Raw genomic sequence first — 19595 nt, forward strand, 5'->3', positions numbered from 1 at the left:
CCCACCAGGAGCCCAGCCCGCGAAGTCGAAGCCGGCCCACGAGGGCCGCGGCACGCAGGAAGCCGGCAGAGCGTCAGCGGCGGCCGAGGACGCGCTCCAGGGCCGCCTCGACCTCGGCCGACAACCCAGGCACCGTGGTGACCAGTTCGCGCCGCTCCCCCGCGCCCCCCGACGCCTGCCGTACCGCACCGCACCCCCGGCACTCCACCTCGCCGAGCCGGCAGATGAGCGCCGTGGAGGCACAGGTGGAGCAGGTGTCGAGGGCAAGGTCGTGCAGCCGTTGGCAGTCGGGGCAGATCAGCACCTGCACCTCGTTGCTCACCCCCCGCCGCCAGGGCGAGGCGCCGCGCACGGGGTCCGTCTGCCGGGCCCCGCAGCGATAGCAGGGCATGGGAACCTCCTACGACAAGGCCTTGAGATACGCGCCGACGTCACGTGGCTCGGTGATCGGGGTGACGATCGACCAGAGGATCACGCCGTCGCCGTCGATGACGAAGGTCCCCCGCCGGGCGACCCCCTTGTCATCGTCGAACACACCGTACGCCCGCGCGACCTGTCCGTGTGGCCAGAAATCGGAGAGAAGCGGGAAGGGAAAGCCCTTCTGGTCCGCCCAGGCACGCAAGGTGAACAGCGAGTCGACCGAGACGGCCAGGATCTCGACGTCGGCCGGGAACTCGTCGCGTCGTTCGGCGAGTTCGGTGAGCTCGCCCTGGCACACCCCGGTGAAGGCCAGAGGGAAGAAGACCAGCACGACACGGCGGCCGCGCAGCCCGGAGAGCCGGACGGGCGCGCCGTGCTGGTCCTTCAGCTCGAAGTCGGGCGCGACGGTCAGCGTCGCCCCTTGGGCGTGGCCAGCCTCGTGCCGGACCAGTCGGGCGCAGCGGAGATGCTGCTGGTCTGCGAGAGACCCGCGGTGGCGGCGTCCTCGCCGATGTCGCTCGGCTCCACGTGGCCGTCTCGTCCGGCCTTCGGAGTCAGCAGCCAGATCTGGCCGCCTTCGGCGAGACCTCGCATGGCGTCGCTCAACACGTCGAACAGGTCGCCGTCACCGTCACGCCACCACAGCAGCACGACGTCCACGACGTCGTCGGTGTCCTCGTCGAGCAGTTCGTTGCCGGTCAGGTTCTCGATGGACTCGCGAAGCTCGTCGTCGACGTCCTCGTCCCAACCGATCTCCTGCACCACCTGACCCGGCTTGAGTCCGAGTCGTTCGGCCAGGCCGCGCTCGCCCTGCGCCTGACCCGCGGTCGCGCTCACTTGTATCCCTCCTGGTATGCGGTTATCGCTTCGGGACAGTCCACACGCTGTGACCCTCAGTCGTCAACGGTCAACCGCCGATGAACGACAACCTGACCTCACGCTCAGGGTTGTCCACGTTCAGATCGACGACGGCGATGGACTGCCAGGTGCCAAGCGCGAGCCGTCCGCCGAGAACGGGAACGGTCGCGTATGGGGGGATAAAGGCGGGCATCACGTGAGATCGGCCGTGCCCGGGCGACCCGTGGCTGTGCTGCCACCGGGAGTCGGCCGGCAGCAGGTCGCGCAGCGCGGAGAGCAGGTCGTCGTCGCTGCCCGCGCCGAGTTCGATCAGGGCCACGCCCGCGGTGGCGTGCGGCACGAAGACGTGCAGCAGCCCGTCGCCGGCACCGCGCACGAACTCGGCGCACCGGCCGGTGATGTCGTGCACCGCCTCGTGCGACCCCGTGGTCAGCCTGACGACCTCTGATCTCACGAAGACGATTCTACCTGGGCTGCAGCACGGCATCCGGTCCGGGATAGATCAGCCCGGTATGCCCGTCGTCGAAGCGCACCAGGTACGGGGGGCCGCCGTCCGGCCCGCGGATCTCCACGATCTCCCCGGCTCGGTCCTTCCGCCCGACGACGTTGCCGTGCATCAGGAGCCGGTCTCCTACCGTCGCGTTCATCTCTTCAATCTGGTACGGCAGGCGGCCGAAGGAAAGGCCCTAAATGCGACAGCTACCATGATCCGCCGAACCATACGGAACGTTGAGAATTTTCGTAGGTTTTGCGGTCTTGTTAAACGGGTGGCTACGTGTAACCTTTGCGGGGATTCGTCCTACCATCGGTGGTCTAGGCCACCTTACTGGTCCTGCCAGCAGGGACGTTCTGGTTACCGGTGAGTAGAGTCGCACTTTCCGCAGCCAGAGACCAGGATGGAAGACGACCCACGACAAGCAGACATCCGTCCACCTCGGAAGGCGAGACCCAGTGGCTTCCGGACGCCAGCGTTTCTCGATCATCAGCGACGGCCTACCCAGCCAGCTACCTGATGTCGACCCCAGCGAGACCAACGAGTGGCTCGAGTCGCTCGACAACGTCGTCAAGACGGAGGGCCGAACCCGGGCCCGCTACCTGATGCTCCGCCTCCTGGAGAGGGCGCGTGAGCACCAGGTCGGCGTGCCCGGCCTGCGCAGCACCGACTACATCAACACGATCCCGCCGGAGCGCGAGCCCTGGTTCCCCGGCGACGAGCACGTGGAGCGGCGCATCCGCGCCTATGTCCGGTGGAACGCCGCCGTCATGGTCTCCCGCGCGAACGCCCGCACGAACGTCGGCGGGCACATCGCCACGTACGCGAGCGCCGCCTCGCTCTACGAGGTCGGCTTCAACCACTTCTTCCGCGGCAAGGACCACGGCGAGTCGGGCGACCAGGTCTTCTTCCAGGGCCACGCCGCGCCGGGCATCTACGCCCGCGCCTTCCTGGAGGGCCGCCTCAACGAGGCGCAGCTCGACGCCTTCCGGCAGGAGCTGTCGCACGGCTTCCACGGCCTGCCCAGCTACCCGCACCCGCGGCTCATGCCCGACTTCTGGGAGTTCCCGACCGTCTCCATGGGCCTCGGCCCGATCGGCGCGATCTACCAGGCGCGGTTCAACCGCTACCTGCTGAACCGCAAGATCAAGGACACCAGCCGCAGCCACGTCTGGGCCTTCCTGGGCGACGGCGAGATGGACGAGCCCGAGTCGCTCGGCCCCATCGGCATCGCCGCGCGTGAGGAGCTCGACAACCTCACCTTCGTCATCAACTGCAACCTGCAGCGGCTCGACGGCCCGGTGCGCGGCAACGGCAAGATCATCCAGGAGCTCGAGTCGTTCTTCCGCGGCGCGGGCTGGAACGTCATCAAGGTCGTCTGGGGCCGCGACTGGGACCCGCTCCTGGCCGCCGACGTCGACGGCGTGCTGGTCAACCAGATGAACACCACGCCCGACGGCCAGTTCCAGACCTACTCCGTCGAGTCCGGCGAGTACATCCGCGAGAACTTCTTCAGCGGCGACCCCCGCCTGCGCAAGATGGTCGAGCACCTCACCGACGACGACATCCGCAAGCTGTCGCGCGGCGGCCACGACTACCGCAAGGTCTACGCGGCCTTCAAGGCGGCCCGCGAGCACGTCGGCCAGCCGACCGTCATCCTCGCCCAGACCATCAAGGGCTGGACGCTGGGCAAGGACTTCGAGGCGCGCAACGCCACCCACCAGATGAAGAAGCTCAGCAAGACCGAGCTCAAGGAGTTCCGCGACCGGCTCTACCTGCCGATCCCCGACTCCGCGCTGGAAGGCGACCTGCCGCCCTACTTCCACCCGGGCGAGAACGACGAAGAGATCGCCTACATGAAGGAGCGCCGCGCGGCGCTCGGCGGCGTGCTGCCCAAGCGCGTCGTGCGGGCCAAGGCGCTCAAGCTCCCCGGCGACGAGGTCTACAAGCAGTTCGCCAAGGGCTCGGGCAAGCAGTCGGTCGCCACCACGATGGCCTTCGCGCGCCTGCTCAAGGACCTCATGCGGGACAAGGAGATCGGCCACCGCATCGTGCCGATCATCCCCGACGAGGCCCGCACCTTCGGCCTCGACGCGATGTTCCCGACCGCGAAGATCTACAACCCGCACGGCCAGACCTACGAGGCCGTCGACCGGGAGCTGCTGCTCAGCTACAAGGAGTCCGAGCAGGGCCAGATCCTGCACGAGGGCATCAACGAGGCCGGCTCGATGGCCAGCTTCACCGCCGTCGGCTCCAGCTACGCCACGCACGGCGAGCACATGATCCCGTTCTACATCTTCTACTCGATGTTCGGCTGGCAGCGGACCGGCGACCAGATGTGGCAGGCCGCCGACCAGATGACGCGCGGCTTCCTGCTGGGCGCCACCGCCGGCCGTACGACGCTGAACGGCGAGGGCCTGCAGCACGAGGACGGGCACACGCCGCTGATCGCCTCGACCAACCCGGCCGCGCTCTCCTACGACCCGAGCTGGGCCTTCGAGACGTCCTACATCATCAAGGACGGCCTGCGGCGGATGTACGGCGAGCAGCCGGAGAACGTGTTCTACTACCTCACCGTCTACAACGAGCCGTACGTGCAGCCCGCCGAGCCGGCCAACCTGGACGTGGAGGGCTTGCTCAAGGGCCTCTACCTCTACGCGCCCAGCGACAAGGAGGGCCTGAAGGCCAACATCCTGGCCTCCGGCGTCGCCGGACCGTGGGCGGTCGAGGCGCAGCGCATGCTGGCCGAGGACTGGAACGTCTCCGCGGACGTCTGGTCGGCGACCTCCTGGTCGGAGCTGCGCCGGGACGCGCTGGCCGCCGAGGAGCACAACCTGCTCAACCCCGAGTCCGAGCCGCGCGTGCCGTACGTCACGCAGAAGCTCAGCGGGGCGAGCGGGCCGTTCGTCGGCGTCAGCGACTACATGCGCGCTGTGCAGGACCAGATCGCGCAGTGGGTTCCGGGCGACTGGAGCTCGCTGGGCACCGACGGGTTCGGCCTGTCCGACACCCGCTCGGCGCTGCGCCGCCACTTCCACGTGGACGCCGCCTCGATCACGCTCGCGGTCCTCACGCAGCTCGTCAAGCGCGGCGAGCTGCAGGCCGAGGTGCTGCGCGAGGCGATCGCGAAGTACCACCTGAAGAACGGTGTCACCGAGGCCGGTGGCGCCGAGAGCAACGACGCCGAGTCGATGGGCGTCTGACCTGCGCTGACCTGGACGGCCCTTGGATCCAAGGGCCGTCCAAGCCTCTCACAAGCGAGCGCCAAGTCGTCTTCGCGAGGGTTGGAGGCTGTGAACCGTTATGTCAGCATTCTCCTGGCGGCTTCCCTGACCGTCGGACTCTCCGCCGGACCCGCGATGGCCGACGATCCGCCCCCGGTCCCGACCGGCACCAGGATCGCCGCGCAGACGCACCCCGCCATCATGCTCACCAGCCTCACCTACACGGCCAAGGTGAGCGTCCCCACGCCGCAGTTCAACCAGGCGGCCCTCGAGGAGATCGGCACCCAGGCCGGGCAGCAGGCCCTCGCCGGGAAGATCCCCTCCGACGAGCAGAGCATCATGCGCTGGGCCTTCCAGCAGATCGCCAAGAACCCGGACCAGTACCTCACCGCCATCGAGCCGTACCGCACCGTGGACGGCGAGGTGGGCGGCATGTGCACCGGCTGGTGGGTCACCCCGGACGGGTACATGGTCACCGGCGCCCACTGCGTGCAGCTCAGCGAGCGCGCCCTGGCCACCCAGTTCTCCACCCAGGCGCTGAAGAAGTTCAACGACGAGGACGCCAAGGCGCTCGTCGCCGACCTCGGCAAGAGCGCCGACCCCGAGCTGCTCAACCTCGCCGCGCAGATCTTCGCCACCTTCAACGCCACCAACCTGCAGATCACCGGCCTGCAGCAGAGCCTGGACGTGGTCCAGACGCTCCCCGGCGGCGGCGTGGACAAGAGCGCCAAGTTCGTGCCCGCCGAGCTCGTCTCGGTCGGTGAGGACTACCCGGGCAAGGACTTCGCCCTGCTGAAGATCAACGGGCAGAAGAACCTGCCGACGGTCTCCCTCGGCGAGGACTCCGACGTGCGCACCGGCGACACGCTCTACATCAGCGGCTTCCCCGGCCTGGTCACCAACACCGACTTCTTCAGCCTGGAGTCGCGCCTGGAGCCCGCGCTCACGGAGGGCCCGTTCAACGCCATGCGGGCCACCAAGTCCGGCGTGCCGTACATCCAGACCCAGGCCCCCTCCTACCACGGCAACTCCGGCGGACCGGTCTTCGCGGCCAACGGCAAGGTGATCGGCATGCTGATCGCCGGCACCGTGGACGCCAACGGCACCAGCTCGGAGTCGGAGAGCTTCGTGCTGCCGGTCAGCGTGGTCAAGGAGAAGCTGAACGAGAAGAACATCCAGCCCTCGGTCTCGGCGACGACCACGAAGTACAACGAGGCGCTGGACGACTTCTTCCGCCACCACTACGAGGCGGCGCTGCCGAAGTTCCGTGAGGTCCAGGCGCTGCAGCCGAACCACTCCTACGTGGCCAAGTACATCACCGACACCCAGCTCGCGATCACCTCGGGCAAGGACCAGACGCCGCAGCCGATGTGGTTCTGGATCGTGCTCGGCGGCGGCATCCTGCTGCTGGTCGTGCTCGGGCTGCTCTTCCTGATGATCCTCAAGCGCCGCGGCCGGCGTTCGGCGGCCCGGCCGCCGGTCGTGCAGGGACCGCCGCCCGGCTGGCAGCCCGGCACGTGGTCGCCGCCGCAGGTGCCGGGCGGGCCGGGCCAGCACGCGCCGCTGCAGCAGCAGCCCGCGCGGCAGCTTCCGCCGGCGCCCTACCAGCAGCAGCCGCACTCCCAGCCGCAGCCGCCGCAGTACCCGCAGCAGTACCCGCCGCAGCCGGACCACCCGCAGTCCGGGCAGCAGCCGGTGCAGACCCAGTACGTGCGGCGCCAGCCGTCCCCCTATGATCCGAGTCAGCAGGAGATCGCCGAGCTTGAGCGTAAGCTTGCCGATCTGCGCCGCCAGCAAAATTCCGGTGGCTGAATCGCGTCATAGACAACCGGGGGCTCCGTCTTTGAGGAATGAGGCGGCGAGTTCTGGAGGGGTGCTCGCCGCCTCACTCGTATTGTGGGTAGAACTTCCCCCCTGAGAGAGGGGAAGACCATGCGCAGACTCCTGACCGCCACCGCGGTGCTCGTCACCGTGGCCGCCTGCGGCAGCAGCGCCGGAACCAGCGGCACACCCACGCCGTCGGCGGCCGGGACCCAACCGCCCGCCACGTCCGCCCAGGGCGGCCAGATCGAGTGGGGCGCGTGCACCGACCTCACGCGCCCCGACGGCGGCACTCCCGCCAAGCCCGACCCCAGCCTGCAGTGCGGCAAGCTGGCGGTGCCGCTCGACTACGCCAAGCCGGACGGCGAGCAGCTCAACCTGGCCCTCATCCGCGTCGCGGCCACCGACAAGAGCAAGCGCATCGGCTCGCTCGTCTTCAACTTCGGCGGCCCGGGCGGCTCCGGCGTCGACACCCTCGCCCAGGCCGCCAAGGCCTTCGGCCCGCTCAACGCCCGCTACGACCTGGTCAGCTTCGACCCGCGGGGCGTCGAGCGCAGCGACGGGGTGCGGTGCGGCGACGGCAAGCAGATGGACACCTTCATGGCGCTCAACACGCTGCCCGCCAACGCCGAGACCCGCACCCGCAACGAGGCGGCCAACAAGACCTTCGCCGGGCTCTGCCAGCAGGACTCCGGCAAGGTCCTGCCCTACGTCGGCACGGTGAACGCCGCCAAGGACATGGACCGCCTGCGCGCCGCCCTCGGCGACGCCAAGCTCAACTACTTCGGCATGTCGTACGGCACGCAGCTCGGCGGCGTCTACGCGACGCTCTTCCCGGCCCAGGTCGGGCGGACCGTGCTCGACGCGCCGCTCGACCCGACGGTCAGCTTCGAGGAGCGCACCCTCGCCCAGACCAAGGGATTCCAGCAGGCCTACGAGAGCTTCCTCAAGGCGTGCGTGGCTGAGGGCTGCCAGCTCGGCAAGACCGTCGATGCCGCCGACGACAAGATCGCGGCGCTGATGACCAAGCTGGTCGGCCAGCCGCTGGCCGTGCGCGGGCGGCAGCTCACCCAGGGTCTGGCCTCCACCGGGATCGCCGCGGCGCTGTACTCCGAGTACAGCTGGCCGTTGCTGGAGGAGGCGCTCGCGCAGGCCACGCAGGGCGACGGAGGTGGCCTGATGTACCTGGCCGACTCCTACACCGGGCGGACCGCCGACGGGCAGTACAACACCCAGATGAGCGCCTTCCCGGCGATCACCTGCGTGGACAGCGCCGAGCGGCCGGACCGGGAGACGCTGCTCCGAACCGAGGAGGCGGCGCTCAAGATCTCGCCGCTGTTCGGCAGTGCGGGGGCGGGCTCGCTGTGCAGCGTCTGGCCGGTGCCGGGGAGCGACGAGGCCAAGCGGGTGGACGCCACCGGGTCGGGGCCCATCCTCGTCGTCGGCGGCAAGGGGGACCCGGCGACGCCGTACGAGTGGGCGCCCAAGCTCACCGAGCAGCTCAAGACCGCTGTGCTGGTCACCTTCGAGGGTGAGGGGCACGGGGCCTACCTGAGCGGGAACCCGTGCGTGATGAAGACGGTCAACTCCTATCTGCTGGACGGCAAGGTCCCCGCCGCCGCCACCACCTGCGCCGCCTGACGGCTTCCCCAGGCCGCTCGCCCAGGAGCCGGGGGATGAGGTGAGCCCGGGTGATGGGGTGGACCTGAGGCCGGGGGGACCCGGGACTCGGGTGGACCGGGGGCTCGGGTGAACCTGAGGCTGGGGAGCCTGAGGCTGAGGTGGATGGGGGCGAGGGGGTTAACCCGGGCGCGCCGCCGCTCGGCGGGGGGCGGCGAGCCCGGGTCAGGACGCGACGAACGGGTCCGGGGGAAGGCCGGGCGGGGGAACGCCGGCCGGCGGACATCCACGTCGCGGGTCAGAAGGCTGCGGACCGACGCTGGGGAACCCGTGCTCTCGGGTCACCGTTGCAGCGGGTCACCGTTGCAGCGGGGCTTGGAGCGTGGGGGAGCTGGGTCGGAGGGGAACGGGAGGCCCGGGGGTCACGAGCGCTGGTGGAAGATGCCGAAGAGGTTGCCCGAGGTGTCGCTGACGTAGGCGAAGTCGGTGCCCGGCCCCTCGCCCCCGATCTCCTGGAACAAGACCTTCCCGCCGAGTGACTCCGAGCGGGCGCAGGCGGCGGCGACGTCGGGGACCTGCACGTGGAAGAGGGCGTGGTTGGGGAAGCGGCCCTCGGTGTTGTAAAGGCCTCCGGCCGGCTGCCCGCCGCCGGGGTAGCTGATCGTCCGGTAGTCGATCGGCCCGTCGGCGGGCGCGAACGTCCAGCCGAACAGGTCGCCGTAGAACTGCTCGACCCCGGCCGGGTCATCGGTGGCGACCTCGAACCACGTGACGGTGTTGTCCATGACCGTCCCTCCCTCTTGAACGAACGACTTTCCTCGAACAAGAGAACGATATGACGGCCAAGCGACAGCACTATGTCGGTGTTTTCGATTGACTTCTCGAGAATCTAGTCGAGCACCGCGCCCTGGACGAGCATCTCCGGGACGTCCGAGACGTAGCCCTCCAACGGCCGGTCCGGCGCCCGCTCGGGGGTGACCAGCGCGGACATGATCCGGTCGAGCCGGAAGACCCGCACGTCGTCCCGGAGCCGGCACCACGCCACGAGGTACCAGAACCCGCCCCGGCCGCCCAGGAACACGCCGGGTTCGACGTCGCGGACGGTCAGCATGCCCTTGCGGTCGGCGTATTCGAGCTTGAGGACGCGCCGGTGGAGTAAAGCGTCCTCGATCGAGCGGGACACCCCGGCCGGCCCCAGGGGGCGGACCTCCTCGACCGGCTCGGCGGGCGCCATCACCTGCACGCGGCGGGCCAGTTCCCTGGCCAGCTCGCCCTCCCGTCCCGGCATCGCCGCCACGACCTTGCGCAACGCCGAGCGGGCCTGCTGCCCGAAGGGCTGGTCACCGGCCCGCGACAGGGCGAGGGCGATGGCCACGGCCTCGGCCGGGGTGAAGTTGAGCGGCGGCAGCGACATCGCCTTGTCCAGCGCGTAGCCGCCCCGCCGGCCCGCCTCGGCGTAGATGGGGACGCCGGATCCCTGCAGGGCGATGATGTCGCGCTCGATGGTCCGCACGCTCACGCCGTAACGTTCGGCCAGCTCTCGTGCCGAGCGTGGCCTGGGGGAGATCGCGCGCAGGTCCTCGACGAGCGCGTAGAGCCGGTCGGTACGGTTCACATGCGCGACGCTACGCCGCGCCACCGACAGTTGCCCGGTTCAGGAGCCGTGGCCAGGCACTTCTCCCCCACCGGATACCCGCCGCGCGGCCCCGCCGTACAAGCCCGCCGGACACCCCGGACACCCCGCCGGGCCGCCCCGCCGTACAAACCCGCCGGGCGTACAGCCCGCCAGAGCTCCGGCGAGAGGTTCAGGAGGTGGTCCAGGCCAGCAGGTCGGCCACCGCCCAGGTGTTCACCACCCGGTCGGCCCCCACCCCGCACAGCGCCGCCCGCTCGCACCCGAACCGCTGCCAGGCGAGCTGCCCGGGCGCGTGCGCGTCGGAGTCGATCGAGAACAGGCACCCCCACTCGTACGCCTGCCGCAGCAGCCGCTTGGGCGGGTCCAGCCGGTCCGGCCGCGAGTTGATCTCGACCGCCACCCCGAACCGCCGGCAGGCCTCGAAGACCAGCTCGGGGTCGAAGTCGGACTCCGGCCGCAGCCCGCCCCGCCGGCTCCCGGCCTTGACGATCCGTCCGGTGCAGTGGCCGAGCACGTCCACGTGCGGGTTGGCGATGGCGGTGACCATGCGCCGGGTCATCGACTCGCGGTCCATCCGGAGCTGGGAGTGCACGCTGGCCACCACCACGTCGAGCCGCGCCAGCAGCTCCGGCTCCTGGTCGAGCCGCCCGTCGGCGAGGATGTCCACCTCGATCCCGGTCAGGATGCGGAACGGCGCCAGCCGCTCGTTCAGCTCGGCCACCACGCGGAGCTGCTCGCGCAGCCGCTCGGGCGACAGGCCGTTGGCGACGGTCAGCCGGGGCGAGTGGTCGGTGAGCGCGAGGTAGGCGTGCCCCTGGTCCTGCGCGGCGGCGGCCATCTCGGCGATCGGCGAGCCGCCGTCCGACCAGTCGGAGTGGCTGTGCAGGTCGCCCTTGAGCGCCGCGCGCAGTTCGCCCGCGGCGGAGCCCAGGTCGACCTCGGCCGTGGCGCGCAGGCGGCGCAGGTAGGTGGGAACCTGGCCGTCGAGTGCCTCGTTTATAGCCAATGAGGTGACTTTGCCGATGCCCGCCAGCCCCGTCAGTTCGCCGCTGTGCGCCAGCCGTACCAGCTCGTCGTCGGGCAGGTCGGCGATGGCGGCGGCCGCGCGCCGGAAGGCGCGGACCCGGTGAGCCGCCTCACCTGCTTCTTCCAGCAGGAGGGCGATCTCCTCAAGGGCCGCAAGTGGTCTCATAGCACCATGCAAGCAGGAGCCGTACCTTCATTGAAGCAGGCGTAGGCTTGAGGCACAGAGTGTCGGGAGCACGATGACAAATCAGACCGTTCAGCAGCCGCCGCCGCCCAAGTCCGGCAAGTCCTCCAAGGTCGTGAAGCTGACCATCGTGGGGGCCGTGGGCGTGCTGCTCATCGGCTTCTGCGCCGCGCAGATGGACGACGACGAAGAGGTCACGGCCGACTGCGTGGACACCAGCACCATGCAGCCCGACGGGTCCTACGCCGTGGTCGACGACGACTTCTGCGACACCACCCACTACCGCGGCGGGGCCGGCAGCGCCTTCCTGTGGTACTACGCCGGCACGCGCATCGGCGCGCGGGTGGCCAGAGGCACGACCATCCGCCCGTCCGGCGTGACGATCAACACCCGGCAGGGCACCACGATCCAGCGCGGCGGCTTCGGCGGACGCGGGGGCAGCGGCAGTTGAGAAGAGCCCGCTCGGCCCCCCGCGAGGGCTGGGAGCAGATCGTCGAGAGCCAGGGCCTGGCCTTCCACCGCGTCGCCCACCCCACCGGGTCGCCCCGGCCGTACTGGGACGAGTCGGTCCACTACGTCTTCAGCCTGGCCGAGGTCGAGGCGCTGGAGGAGCAGGTCGAGGAGCTCCACCGGATGTGCCTGGCCGCGGTCGAGCACGTCATCGAGCGTGACCGGTTCAAGGACTTCGCCATCCCGGCGTGGGCGGCCCCGGAGATCGCCCAGTCGTGGCAGCGGCGCGACCCGCACGTCTACGGCCGCTTCGACCTGCGTTACGACGGCGACGGCCCGGCCAAGCTGCTGGAGTACAACGCCGACACCCCGACCTCGCTGCTGGAGGCCTCGGTCGTCCAGTGGTTCTGGAAGCAGGACGTCTTCCCCGCCGACGACCAGTGGAACTCCATCCACGAGCGGCTGATCGAGCGCTGGGGCGAGCTGGTGCTGCCCACCGGCCCCACCCACTTCGCCTGGACCAACCGCGACGAGACCGGCGAGGAGGCCATGACCGTGGCCTACCTCCAGGACACCGCCACGCAGGCGGGCCTGTACGCGCTGGAGATCGCGATGGAGGACGTGGGCTGGGACCCCGCCAACCGCCGCTTCGTCGACCTGGAGGGCCGGGTGATCCGCTCGGCGTTCAAGCTCTACCCGTGGGAGTGGATGCTGGGCGACGGGTTCGGCCAGCATGCCGTACGGCACGCGGCCTCGACCACGTGGATCGAGCCGCTGTGGAAGACGCTGCTGTCGAACAAGGCGCTGCTGGCGATCCTGTGGGAGCTGTACCCCGGCCACCCCAACCTGCTGCCCGCCTACCTCGACGGCCCGCGCGAGCTGTCGTCGTACATCGCCAAGCCGCTGCTCGGCCGCGAGGGCGCGTCGATGCGCGTGGTCACCCCGCAGGGCACGATCGAGACGCCAGGCTCCTACGGCGTCGAGGGCTACGTCCACCAGGCCTTCGAGCCGCTGCCCGACTTCGAGGGCCAGCACCCGGTGCTGGGCGCCTGGATGGTCGCCGACGAGTCCGCAGGCTTGGGAATCCGTGAGACCAGTGGTTTGATCACCGATGACACCTCGTCGTTCGTACCCCATCGAATAGAGCAACCATGACCATCTTCGAGACCCTCGCCCGGGGTGCGGGCGCGATCGCCGCGTACGCCGCCGTCGGCCTGATCCTGCTCATCATCGGCTTCTACGTCATCGACTGGGCGATCCCCGGCAAGCTCAGCCAGATCATCAAGGTCGAGCGCAACCCCAACGCCACCCTGCTCACCTCCAGCGGCCTGGCCGCGGTCGGACTGATCGTGGCCGCCTCGATCTTCGCCTCCGGCGGCCGGCTGGCCGAGGGCCTGGCCGCGACGGCGGTCTTCGGCCTGGTGGGCATCGCCGTCCAGACCATCTCCATGGTGGTCTTCGACAAGCTGATCGGCATCTCGATCCGCGAGCTGGCCGCGGAGGCCGAGCTGCAGCCGGGCGCGAAGCTGCTGGCCACCACCCACCTGGCGATCGGCCTGATCACCGCGGTCGCGGTCATCTGAGCCGCCCCGGCGGCGTGACCGTAACCGCTGTTCCGGTCATCGCGAACAGGCTGGCACTCTTAGTAGCGTGAAGGACCAAGAACAGACCCGCCTGGACACCACCCGGCGCCTGGAGCGCAACATGGGCGCCCTGGGCACCGCGGCCATGGGCCGCATGGAGGAGCGCCTGGCCTGGTTCCGCGCCCTGAGCGCGGAGGACAGGTCCTGGGTGGGCCTGGTGGCCCAGGCGGGCATCGCAGCCTTCGTGGAGTGGTTCCAGCACGCCGGGGAGGGCCGCCCGACGCCGAGCATCGCCTTCTTCGGCACGGCCCCGCGCGAGCTGAAGCGCTCGATCTCGCTCCAGCAGACCGTCGACATCATCCGCATGATCGTCGAGGTGGTCGAGGCGCAGGTGGACGACCTGGCCGCGCCCGACGGCCGCGACCAGCTCGAGCAGGCCATGCTCCGCTACACCCGCGACGTCGCCTTCGCCGCGGCCCAGGTCTACGCCCGCGAGGCCGAGGTGCGCGGCGCGTGGGACGCCCGGCTGGAGGCGCTGATCGTGGACGCGCTGGTGCGCGGCGAGGTCGACGACGGCCTGCACTCGTGGGCGGCGGCGCTCGGCTGGACCTCCTCCCCCGTGGTGGTGATCGCCGGAGAGGCGCCCGACGACGACCCGCGCGCCGTGATCGACGGGCTGCGCGAGCGCGGCCGGCGCATCGGGCTCGACCTGCTGGCCGGCGTCCAGGCCGACCGGCTGATCGTGATCGTGGGCGGCGCGGGCAGCGTGGACGAGGCGGCCAAGCACGTGGTGCGGCAGTTCGGGCCGGGACCCATCGTCATCGGCCCGGAGGTGCCCGACCTGCACGCCGCCACCCGCAGCGCGCGGGCGGCCATCGCGGGGCTGCGCGCCTCCAGCGGCTGGCCGGACGCGCCGCGCCCGGTGCACGCCGAGGACCTGCTGGCCGAGCGTGCGCTGGACGGCGACCTCGACGCCCGCGAGCAGCTCGTGGAGAACGTCTACCTGCCGCTGGCCGGCACCCCGCTGCTCGACACGCTGGCCACCTACCTGGAGCAGGGCACCTCGCTGGAGGCCACCGCCCGGCTGCTGTTCGTGCATCCGAACACCGTCAGGTACCGGCTCAAGAAGATCACCGAACTGACCGGCTACCAGCCGACCGAGGGCCGCTCGGCCTTCACCCTCCAGGTGGGTCTCATTCTCGGGCGACTCGCCGAGAACGCCCCGACCGAGGCGCAACGGAGCATGGGCGCCAAACCCATAACATGGCGGTCACTAACCTAGCCCCCGAGCAAGCCCCACTGTAGGTTCCCTACAAAATCGACGGGACAAAGTTCGTACGGATCGTGATCCTCGTGTCGGACTTCCACAGTGCATGGTGGATTTTGTGCTCGTCATCGTCGCGCCTGGCCAAGGCGCCCAAACTCCAGGCTTCCTGACCCCGTGGCTCGACCTGCCGGGGGTCGCCGACCGGCTGTCCGCCTGGTCGGAGATCGTCCGGCTGGACCTGATCGCCTACGGCACCACCGCCGACGCCGACGAGATCCGTGACACCGCCGTCGCCCAGCCGCTGCTGGTCGCCGCCGCGCTGGCCGCCGCCGAGACGCTCGGGCTGAGCCTGTCGGCCGACGGCAAGGGCGCGACCCCTGACCTGCTGGCCGGGCACAGCGTCGGCGAGCTGGCCGCGGGCGCGCTGGCCGGCGTCCTGACCCCGGAGGAGGCCCTCGGCCTCGTCCGCGAGCGCGGCCAGGCCATGGCCCGCGCCGCCGCCGTCACCCGGACCGGCATGACCGCCGTCCTGGGCGGCACCGACGTGCTCGAGTCGATCGACAAGCACGGCCTGACCCCCGCCAACATCAACGGCGCCGGCCAGATCGTCGCCGGCGGCACGCTGGAGCAGCTCGCCACCTTCAAGGAGGAGCCGCCCGCCCGGGCCCGGCTCATCCCGCTCCAGGTGGCGGGAGCGTTCCACACCAGCCACATGGCCCCCGCCGTGGACGACCTCCGCGCCGCCGCGGCCGAGCTCACCCCGCGCGACCCGCGGATCAAGGTCCTGTCCAACCGCGACGGCACGGTCGTGGAGAGCGGCGCCGACTTCGTCGCCCGCCTCATCGACCAGGTCAGCAACCCGGTCCGCTGGGACCTCTGCATGGAGACCATGGCCTCGCTCGGCGTCACCAGGATGATCGAGCTGCTGCCCGGCGGTACGTTGACCGGTCTGGCCAAGCGCGGGCTGCGCGGGGTCGAGACCGTGGCACTGAAGACACCCGACGATCTCGAAGCGGCTAAGGAGCTGGTCAAGTGAGGATTCCCGACGTCGCGGCAGGGGCACGGATCCTGGCGTTCGGCGGCTACCAGCCGGCCGGCATCGTCACCAACGACGACCTCGCCAAGACCATGGAGACCAACGACGAGTGGATCCAGTCCCGCGTCGGGATCAAGGAACGCCGCGTCGCCGGTCCCGAGGAGTCCCTCGCCGACATGGCCACCCAGGCCGCCGCCAAGGCGCTGGCCGCCAGCGGCCTGTCGGCGGCCGACATCGACCTGGTCATCGTCGCCACCTGCACGGGCGAGACCCAGATCCCCAACGTCTCGGCCACGGTCGCCCACCGCCTCGGCATCGACTCCCCCGGCGCCTTCGACGTCAACGCCGCCTGCGCCGGCTTCTGCTACGCGCTGGCCACCGCCTCGGCGGCGGTGCGCGGCGGCGCCGCCCGGCACGTGCTGGTCATCGGCGCGGAGAAGCTGTCGCAGTGGGTCGACTGGACCGACCGCGCCACCGCGGTGATCTTCGCCGACGGCGCCGGCGCCGCGGTCGTCGGCCCTTCCGACACTCCGCGCATCGGCCCGGTCGTCTGGGGCAGCTCAGGCGACAAGGCCGAGGTCATCAGCGTCGCGGACCGCAACTCCTTCCTCTACCAGGAAGGGCAGACGGTCTTCCGGTGGGCGACCACCTCGCTCCACCCGGTGGCCAAGGAGGCGTGCGAGCGAGCCGGGGTCGACCCGTCGGAGCTGGCCGCCTTCGTCCCTCACCAGGCCAACCTGCGCATCATCGAGGCGATCGCCCGCAAGATCGGCGCCGATGACGCGGTGATCGCCCGAGACATCGTGCTCGCGGGCAACACCTCGGCCGCCTCCATCCCGCTGGCCATCTCCAGGATGATCGAGCGGGGTGAGGTCCAGTCCGGAGGTCTGGCATTGTTGCTCGGGTTCGGCGCGGGTCTGACCTACGCCGGGCAAGTGATCGAGATTCCCTAGGCTTCGTACGGCGACGCATGCCGTACGGACCGAATATTCAACCAAAGGAGAACCACCGACATGGCAGTCAGCGAGCAGGAGATCCTCGAGGGCCTCGGCAAGATCGTCAACGAGATCACCGGGATCCCGGCGTCCGAGGTCACCCCGGAGAAGAGCTTCGTGGACGACCTCGACATCGACTCCCTGTCCATGGTCGAGATCGCCGTGGCCGCTCAGGACGAGTTCGGCGTCGAGATCCCCGACGACCAGCTCAAGAACCTGAAGACGGTCAAGGACGTCATCAACTTCATCAACGCCTGATCAACCCCATTTCTGACCAGCAAGGAGCGTAACCACGTGAGTGCGAACCGGGCACGAGTCGTCGTCACCGGGCTTGGCGCGACGACGCCATTGGGCGGAGACGTCACCTCGACCTGGTCGGCGCTCCTCGCCGGTCGGTCCGGGGTGGAGAGCATCACCGAGGACTGGGTCGACAGCGTCCCCGTGAAGTTCGCGGGCATGGCCGCCGTCGACCCGGCCGAGGTGCTCCCCCGGCCGGAGGCCCGCCGGCTCGACCGGAGCGAGCAGTTCGCCCTGGTCGCGGCCCGTGAGGCCTGGGCCGACGCGGGCAAGCCCGAGGTCGCCCCCGAGCGGCTCGGCGTCGTGGTGTCCAGCGGCATCGGCGGCATCGGCACCACGCTCTCGGCCTACGACGTCTTCAAGGAGAAGGGCTGGAACCGCCTTTCGCCCTTCACCGTCCCGATGCTCATGCCGAACGGCCCGGCCGCCTGGATCGGGCTCGACCTGGGCGCCATGGCGGGCGTGCACGCGACCGTGTCGGCCTGCGCCTCCGGCGCCGAGGCCATCGGCTACGCGATGGACATGATCCGCTCCGGCCGTGCCGACGTCGTCGTCGCCGGCGGCACCGAGGCGGCCATCCACCCGCTCAACATCGCCGCCTTCGCCGCGGCGCGCGCGATGTCCACCCGCAACGACGACCCGCAGGGCGCCTCCCGCCCGTGGGACCGCGAGCGGGACGGCTTCGTCCTGGGCGAGGGCGCGGGCATCGTCGTCCTGGAGTCCGAGGAGCACGCCCGCGCCCGCGGCGCGCGCATCCACGCCTACGCCTCCGGCGTCGGCTACTCCTCCGACGGCCACCACATCACCCAGCCCGAGCCCGAGGGCCGCGGCATCAGCATGGCGATGACGATGGCCCTGAAGGACGCCGGGCTGAGCGGCCAGGACATCAAGCACCTCAACGCGCACGGCACCTCCACGCCGGCCGGTGACGTGATCGAGGTGCAGGCGGTGGCCAAGGCCATCGGCACCCACCCGCTGGTCACCTCGACCAAGTCGATGACCGGCCACCTGCTGGGCGGCGCCGGCGGCATCGAGTCGGTCTTCACCGTCCTGGCCCTGCGCGAGCGCATCGTCCCGGCGACCATCAACCTGAACAACCCCGACGACGGCATCGAGGTCGACCTGGTCCACGGCCAGAGCCGCGCGCTGCCGGACGGCGACCTCGCCGCGATCAACAACTCCTTCGGGTTCGGCGGCCACAACGTCACCGTCGTCTTCCAGGGCGCCTGACGTGACGGTCGCGGGCAGCCGGGTGCTCCCGGCGGGCTCCGACGAGGAGCCCGCCGATCCCCGCGACCCGCTCGTCCGGTTGACCGCCCTCCTCGACGAGGGCTCGGTCCGCCTGCTCGCGCCCGAGGACCGCAGTGGCGTCTACGCCGCGGCGGGCCGCGTCGAGGGCGTGCCCGTCGTCGCCTTCTGCAGCGACGCCCGCATCCAGGGCGGCGCGATGGGTGCCGAGGGCTGCGAGCACATCGTCCACGCCTACGACGTCGCCGTCCGCGAGCGGGTGCCGGTCATCGGCATCTGGCACTCGGGCGGCGCCCGGCTGGCCGAAGGGGTCGACTCCCTGCACGCGGTGGGCCGCGTCTTCGCCGCGATGACGAAGGCCTCCGGCGTCGTGCCGCAGCTCTCCGTCGTCGTCGGCCCGGCCGCCGGAGGCGCCGCCTACGGGCCGGCGCTCACCGACGTGGTCATCCTGGCCGAGTCCGGCCGCATCTTCGTGACCGGGCCCGACGTGGTCCGCAGCGTCACCGGCGAGGACGTGGACGCCGCCTCGCTCGGCGGTCCCGTGCCGCACAGCAAGCTCAGCGGCGTCGTGCACCTGGTCGCCCCCACCGAGCCGGAGGCCTATCTCAAGGCCCGGCGGCTGGCCGTCCTCCTGGGACACCAGGGCCGCGTCCGCACCGCCGAGGTGGCCGAGGTGGACTTCTCCTCGCTGCTCCCCGACTCGCCGCGCCGCGCCTACGACGTCAAGCCGCTGGTCAACGGGCTGCTGGACGAGCCCGGCCTGGAGCTGCACCCCAAGTGGGCGCCGAACGTCGTCACCTCGCTGGGCCGGCTCGGCGGCCGTACGGTCGGCGTCGTGGCCAACAACCCGCTGCGGCTCGGCGGCTGCCTCGACGCCACCTCGGCGGAGAAGGCCGCCCGGTTCGTGCGCATGTGCGATGCGTTCGGGGTGCCGCTGGTCGTTCTGGTGGACGTGCCCGGCTACCTGCCCGGCGTCTCGCAGGAGCACGAGGGCGTGGTGCGCCGGGGCGCCAAGCTGCTGCACGCCTTCGCGGAGGCTTCCGTGCCGCGCGTCACCCTGGTGACCCGCAAGGCGTACGGCGGGGCCTACATCGCGATGAACTCGCGGGCGCTGGGCGCGACCAAGGTCTTCGCCTGGCCGACCACCGAGGTCGCCGTGATGGGCGCCGTGGCCGCCGTACGCGTCCTGAAGCGGCGCGAGCTGGCCGCGGCTCCCGGGCAGGAGCGGGCCGAGCTGGAGCGGCGGCTGGCGGAGGAGCACGCCGAGCAGGCCGGCGGCCTGGAACGTGCCCAGGAGCTCGGCGTCATCGACGAGGTCGTCAAGCCCGAGGAGACTCGGGGCGCCATCGCCCGGGTGCTGGCCCAGGCCACTCCGGCCCGCGGGTCGCACGGCAACATCCCGCTCTAGACCGCCGCGAAAGAATCCGGGCGCGCAGG

At 70.6% G+C, this 19595-nt stretch carries 20 protein-coding genes; 12 read left to right on the forward strand and 8 right to left on the reverse strand.

Going from position 1 to position 19595, the window contains the following annotated elements; all coding sequences use genetic code 11:
- Positions 1–73 precede the first annotated feature (73 nt).
- The 5 genes from AB0I67_RS12200 to AB0I67_RS12220 form a co-directional block, all read right to left on the reverse strand.
- The gene (locus AB0I67_RS12200) at positions 74–391 is read right to left on the reverse strand and encodes a hypothetical protein (RefSeq protein WP_357921757.1); all 318 of its coding nucleotides are present in this window, start codon (positions 389–391) and stop codon (positions 74–76) included.
- Between the two features lie 9 nt (positions 392–400).
- On the reverse strand, positions 401–832 hold the full coding sequence (locus AB0I67_RS12205) for a peroxiredoxin (protein WP_357922179.1): 432 nt from the start codon (positions 830–832) through the stop codon (positions 401–403).
- Positions 829–1257, reverse strand: coding sequence for a DUF3052 domain-containing protein (locus AB0I67_RS12210; RefSeq protein ID WP_357921760.1), 429 nt, complete (start codon positions 1255–1257; stop codon positions 829–831). The genes AB0I67_RS12205 and AB0I67_RS12210 overlap by 4 nt, the downstream gene beginning before the upstream one ends.
- A 70-nt stretch (positions 1258–1327) precedes the next feature.
- Complete coding sequence (locus tag AB0I67_RS12215; protein ID WP_357921763.1) at positions 1328–1732, reverse strand: YjbQ family protein; 405 nt, start codon at positions 1730–1732, stop codon at positions 1328–1330.
- A 10-nt stretch (positions 1733–1742) separates the two neighbouring features.
- Positions 1743–1925 carry a DUF1918 domain-containing protein gene (locus tag AB0I67_RS12220; RefSeq protein WP_357921766.1) on the reverse strand — a complete coding sequence of 61 codons (183 nt, stop codon included), beginning with the start codon at positions 1923–1925 and terminating at the stop codon, positions 1743–1745.
- Positions 1926–2229: 304 nt separating this feature from the next.
- Here AB0I67_RS12220 and aceE point away from each other — a divergent pair, with 304 nt between their 5' ends.
- From aceE to AB0I67_RS12235, 3 genes are all read left to right on the forward strand, one after another.
- The gene (aceE, locus tag AB0I67_RS12225; RefSeq protein ID WP_357921769.1) at positions 2230–4974 is read left to right on the forward strand and encodes a pyruvate dehydrogenase (acetyl-transferring), homodimeric type; all 2745 of its coding nucleotides are present in this window, start codon (positions 2230–2232) and stop codon (positions 4972–4974) included.
- A gap of 90 nt (positions 4975–5064) precedes the next feature.
- A complete protein-coding gene (locus tag AB0I67_RS12230; RefSeq protein WP_357921771.1) occupies positions 5065–6807 on the forward strand; it encodes a serine protease in 1743 nt (580 codons plus the stop codon).
- A gap of 120 nt (positions 6808–6927) precedes the next feature.
- Positions 6928–8457 (forward strand): alpha/beta hydrolase, encoded by a 1530-nt coding sequence (locus tag AB0I67_RS12235; protein WP_357921774.1) that lies wholly within the window; start codon positions 6928–6930, stop codon positions 8455–8457.
- Between the two features lie 401 nt (positions 8458–8858).
- Here AB0I67_RS12235 and AB0I67_RS12240 read toward each other — a convergent pair whose 3' ends face one another.
- The 3 genes from AB0I67_RS12240 to AB0I67_RS12250 all read right to left on the reverse strand — a co-directional run bounded on the left by AB0I67_RS12240 (position 8859) and on the right by AB0I67_RS12250 (position 11264).
- A complete protein-coding gene (locus tag AB0I67_RS12240; protein ID WP_357921777.1) occupies positions 8859–9221 on the reverse strand; it encodes a VOC family protein in 363 nt (120 codons plus the stop codon).
- 104 nt (positions 9222–9325) lie between these two features.
- The gene (locus AB0I67_RS12245; RefSeq protein ID WP_357921780.1) at positions 9326–10051 is read right to left on the reverse strand and encodes a YafY family protein; all 726 of its coding nucleotides are present in this window, start codon (positions 10049–10051) and stop codon (positions 9326–9328) included.
- Positions 10052–10241: 190 nt separating this feature from the next.
- Positions 10242–11264: a PHP domain-containing protein gene (locus tag AB0I67_RS12250; RefSeq protein ID WP_357921783.1), complete on the reverse strand. Its 1023-nt coding sequence runs from the start codon at positions 11262–11264 to the stop codon at positions 10242–10244.
- 73 nt (positions 11265–11337) lie between these two features.
- Between AB0I67_RS12250 and AB0I67_RS12255 the strand changes: the two genes are divergently transcribed.
- The 9 genes from AB0I67_RS12255 to AB0I67_RS12295 all read left to right on the forward strand — a co-directional run bounded on the left by AB0I67_RS12255 (position 11338) and on the right by AB0I67_RS12295 (position 19566).
- The gene (locus tag AB0I67_RS12255) at positions 11338–11733 is read left to right on the forward strand and encodes a hypothetical protein (protein WP_357921786.1); all 396 of its coding nucleotides are present in this window, start codon (positions 11338–11340) and stop codon (positions 11731–11733) included.
- Complete coding sequence (locus tag AB0I67_RS12260; protein ID WP_357921789.1) at positions 11730–12887, forward strand: glutathionylspermidine synthase family protein; 1158 nt, start codon at positions 11730–11732, stop codon at positions 12885–12887. Before AB0I67_RS12255 ends, AB0I67_RS12260 begins: the two co-directional genes overlap by 4 nt.
- A complete protein-coding gene (locus AB0I67_RS12265) occupies positions 12884–13315 on the forward strand; it encodes a DUF350 domain-containing protein (protein WP_357921792.1) in 432 nt (143 codons plus the stop codon). Before AB0I67_RS12260 ends, AB0I67_RS12265 begins: the two co-directional genes overlap by 4 nt.
- Before the next feature lie 121 nt (positions 13316–13436).
- Positions 13437–14597 (forward strand): helix-turn-helix domain-containing protein, encoded by a 1161-nt coding sequence (locus AB0I67_RS12270; RefSeq protein WP_357922182.1) that lies wholly within the window; start codon positions 13437–13439, stop codon positions 14595–14597.
- Between the two features lie 103 nt (positions 14598–14700).
- Positions 14701–15618: an ACP S-malonyltransferase gene (locus AB0I67_RS12275; protein WP_357921795.1), complete on the forward strand. Its 918-nt coding sequence runs from the start codon at positions 14701–14703 to the stop codon at positions 15616–15618.
- A complete protein-coding gene (locus AB0I67_RS12280) occupies positions 15615–16571 on the forward strand; it encodes a beta-ketoacyl-ACP synthase III (RefSeq protein ID WP_357921797.1) in 957 nt (318 codons plus the stop codon). The genes AB0I67_RS12275 and AB0I67_RS12280 overlap by 4 nt, the downstream gene beginning before the upstream one ends.
- Positions 16572–16631: 60 nt before the next feature.
- Positions 16632–16871 (forward strand): acyl carrier protein, encoded by a 240-nt coding sequence (locus AB0I67_RS12285; RefSeq protein ID WP_357921800.1) that lies wholly within the window; start codon positions 16632–16634, stop codon positions 16869–16871.
- A 36-nt stretch (positions 16872–16907) separates the two neighbouring features.
- Entirely contained in the window at positions 16908–18140 is a 1233-nt protein-coding gene (gene fabF, locus AB0I67_RS12290; protein WP_357921803.1) for a beta-ketoacyl-ACP synthase II, read from the forward strand.
- 22 nt (positions 18141–18162) lie between these two features.
- Positions 18163–19566 carry a carboxyl transferase domain-containing protein gene (locus AB0I67_RS12295; RefSeq protein WP_357922185.1) on the forward strand — a complete coding sequence of 468 codons (1404 nt, stop codon included), beginning with the start codon at positions 18163–18165 and terminating at the stop codon, positions 19564–19566.
- The last annotated feature ends 29 nt before the right edge of the window (positions 19567–19595 follow it).

Source organism: Nonomuraea sp. NPDC050310 (assembly GCF_040655795.1).
Classification (GTDB): Bacteria; Actinomycetota; Actinomycetes; order Streptosporangiales; family Streptosporangiaceae; genus Nonomuraea.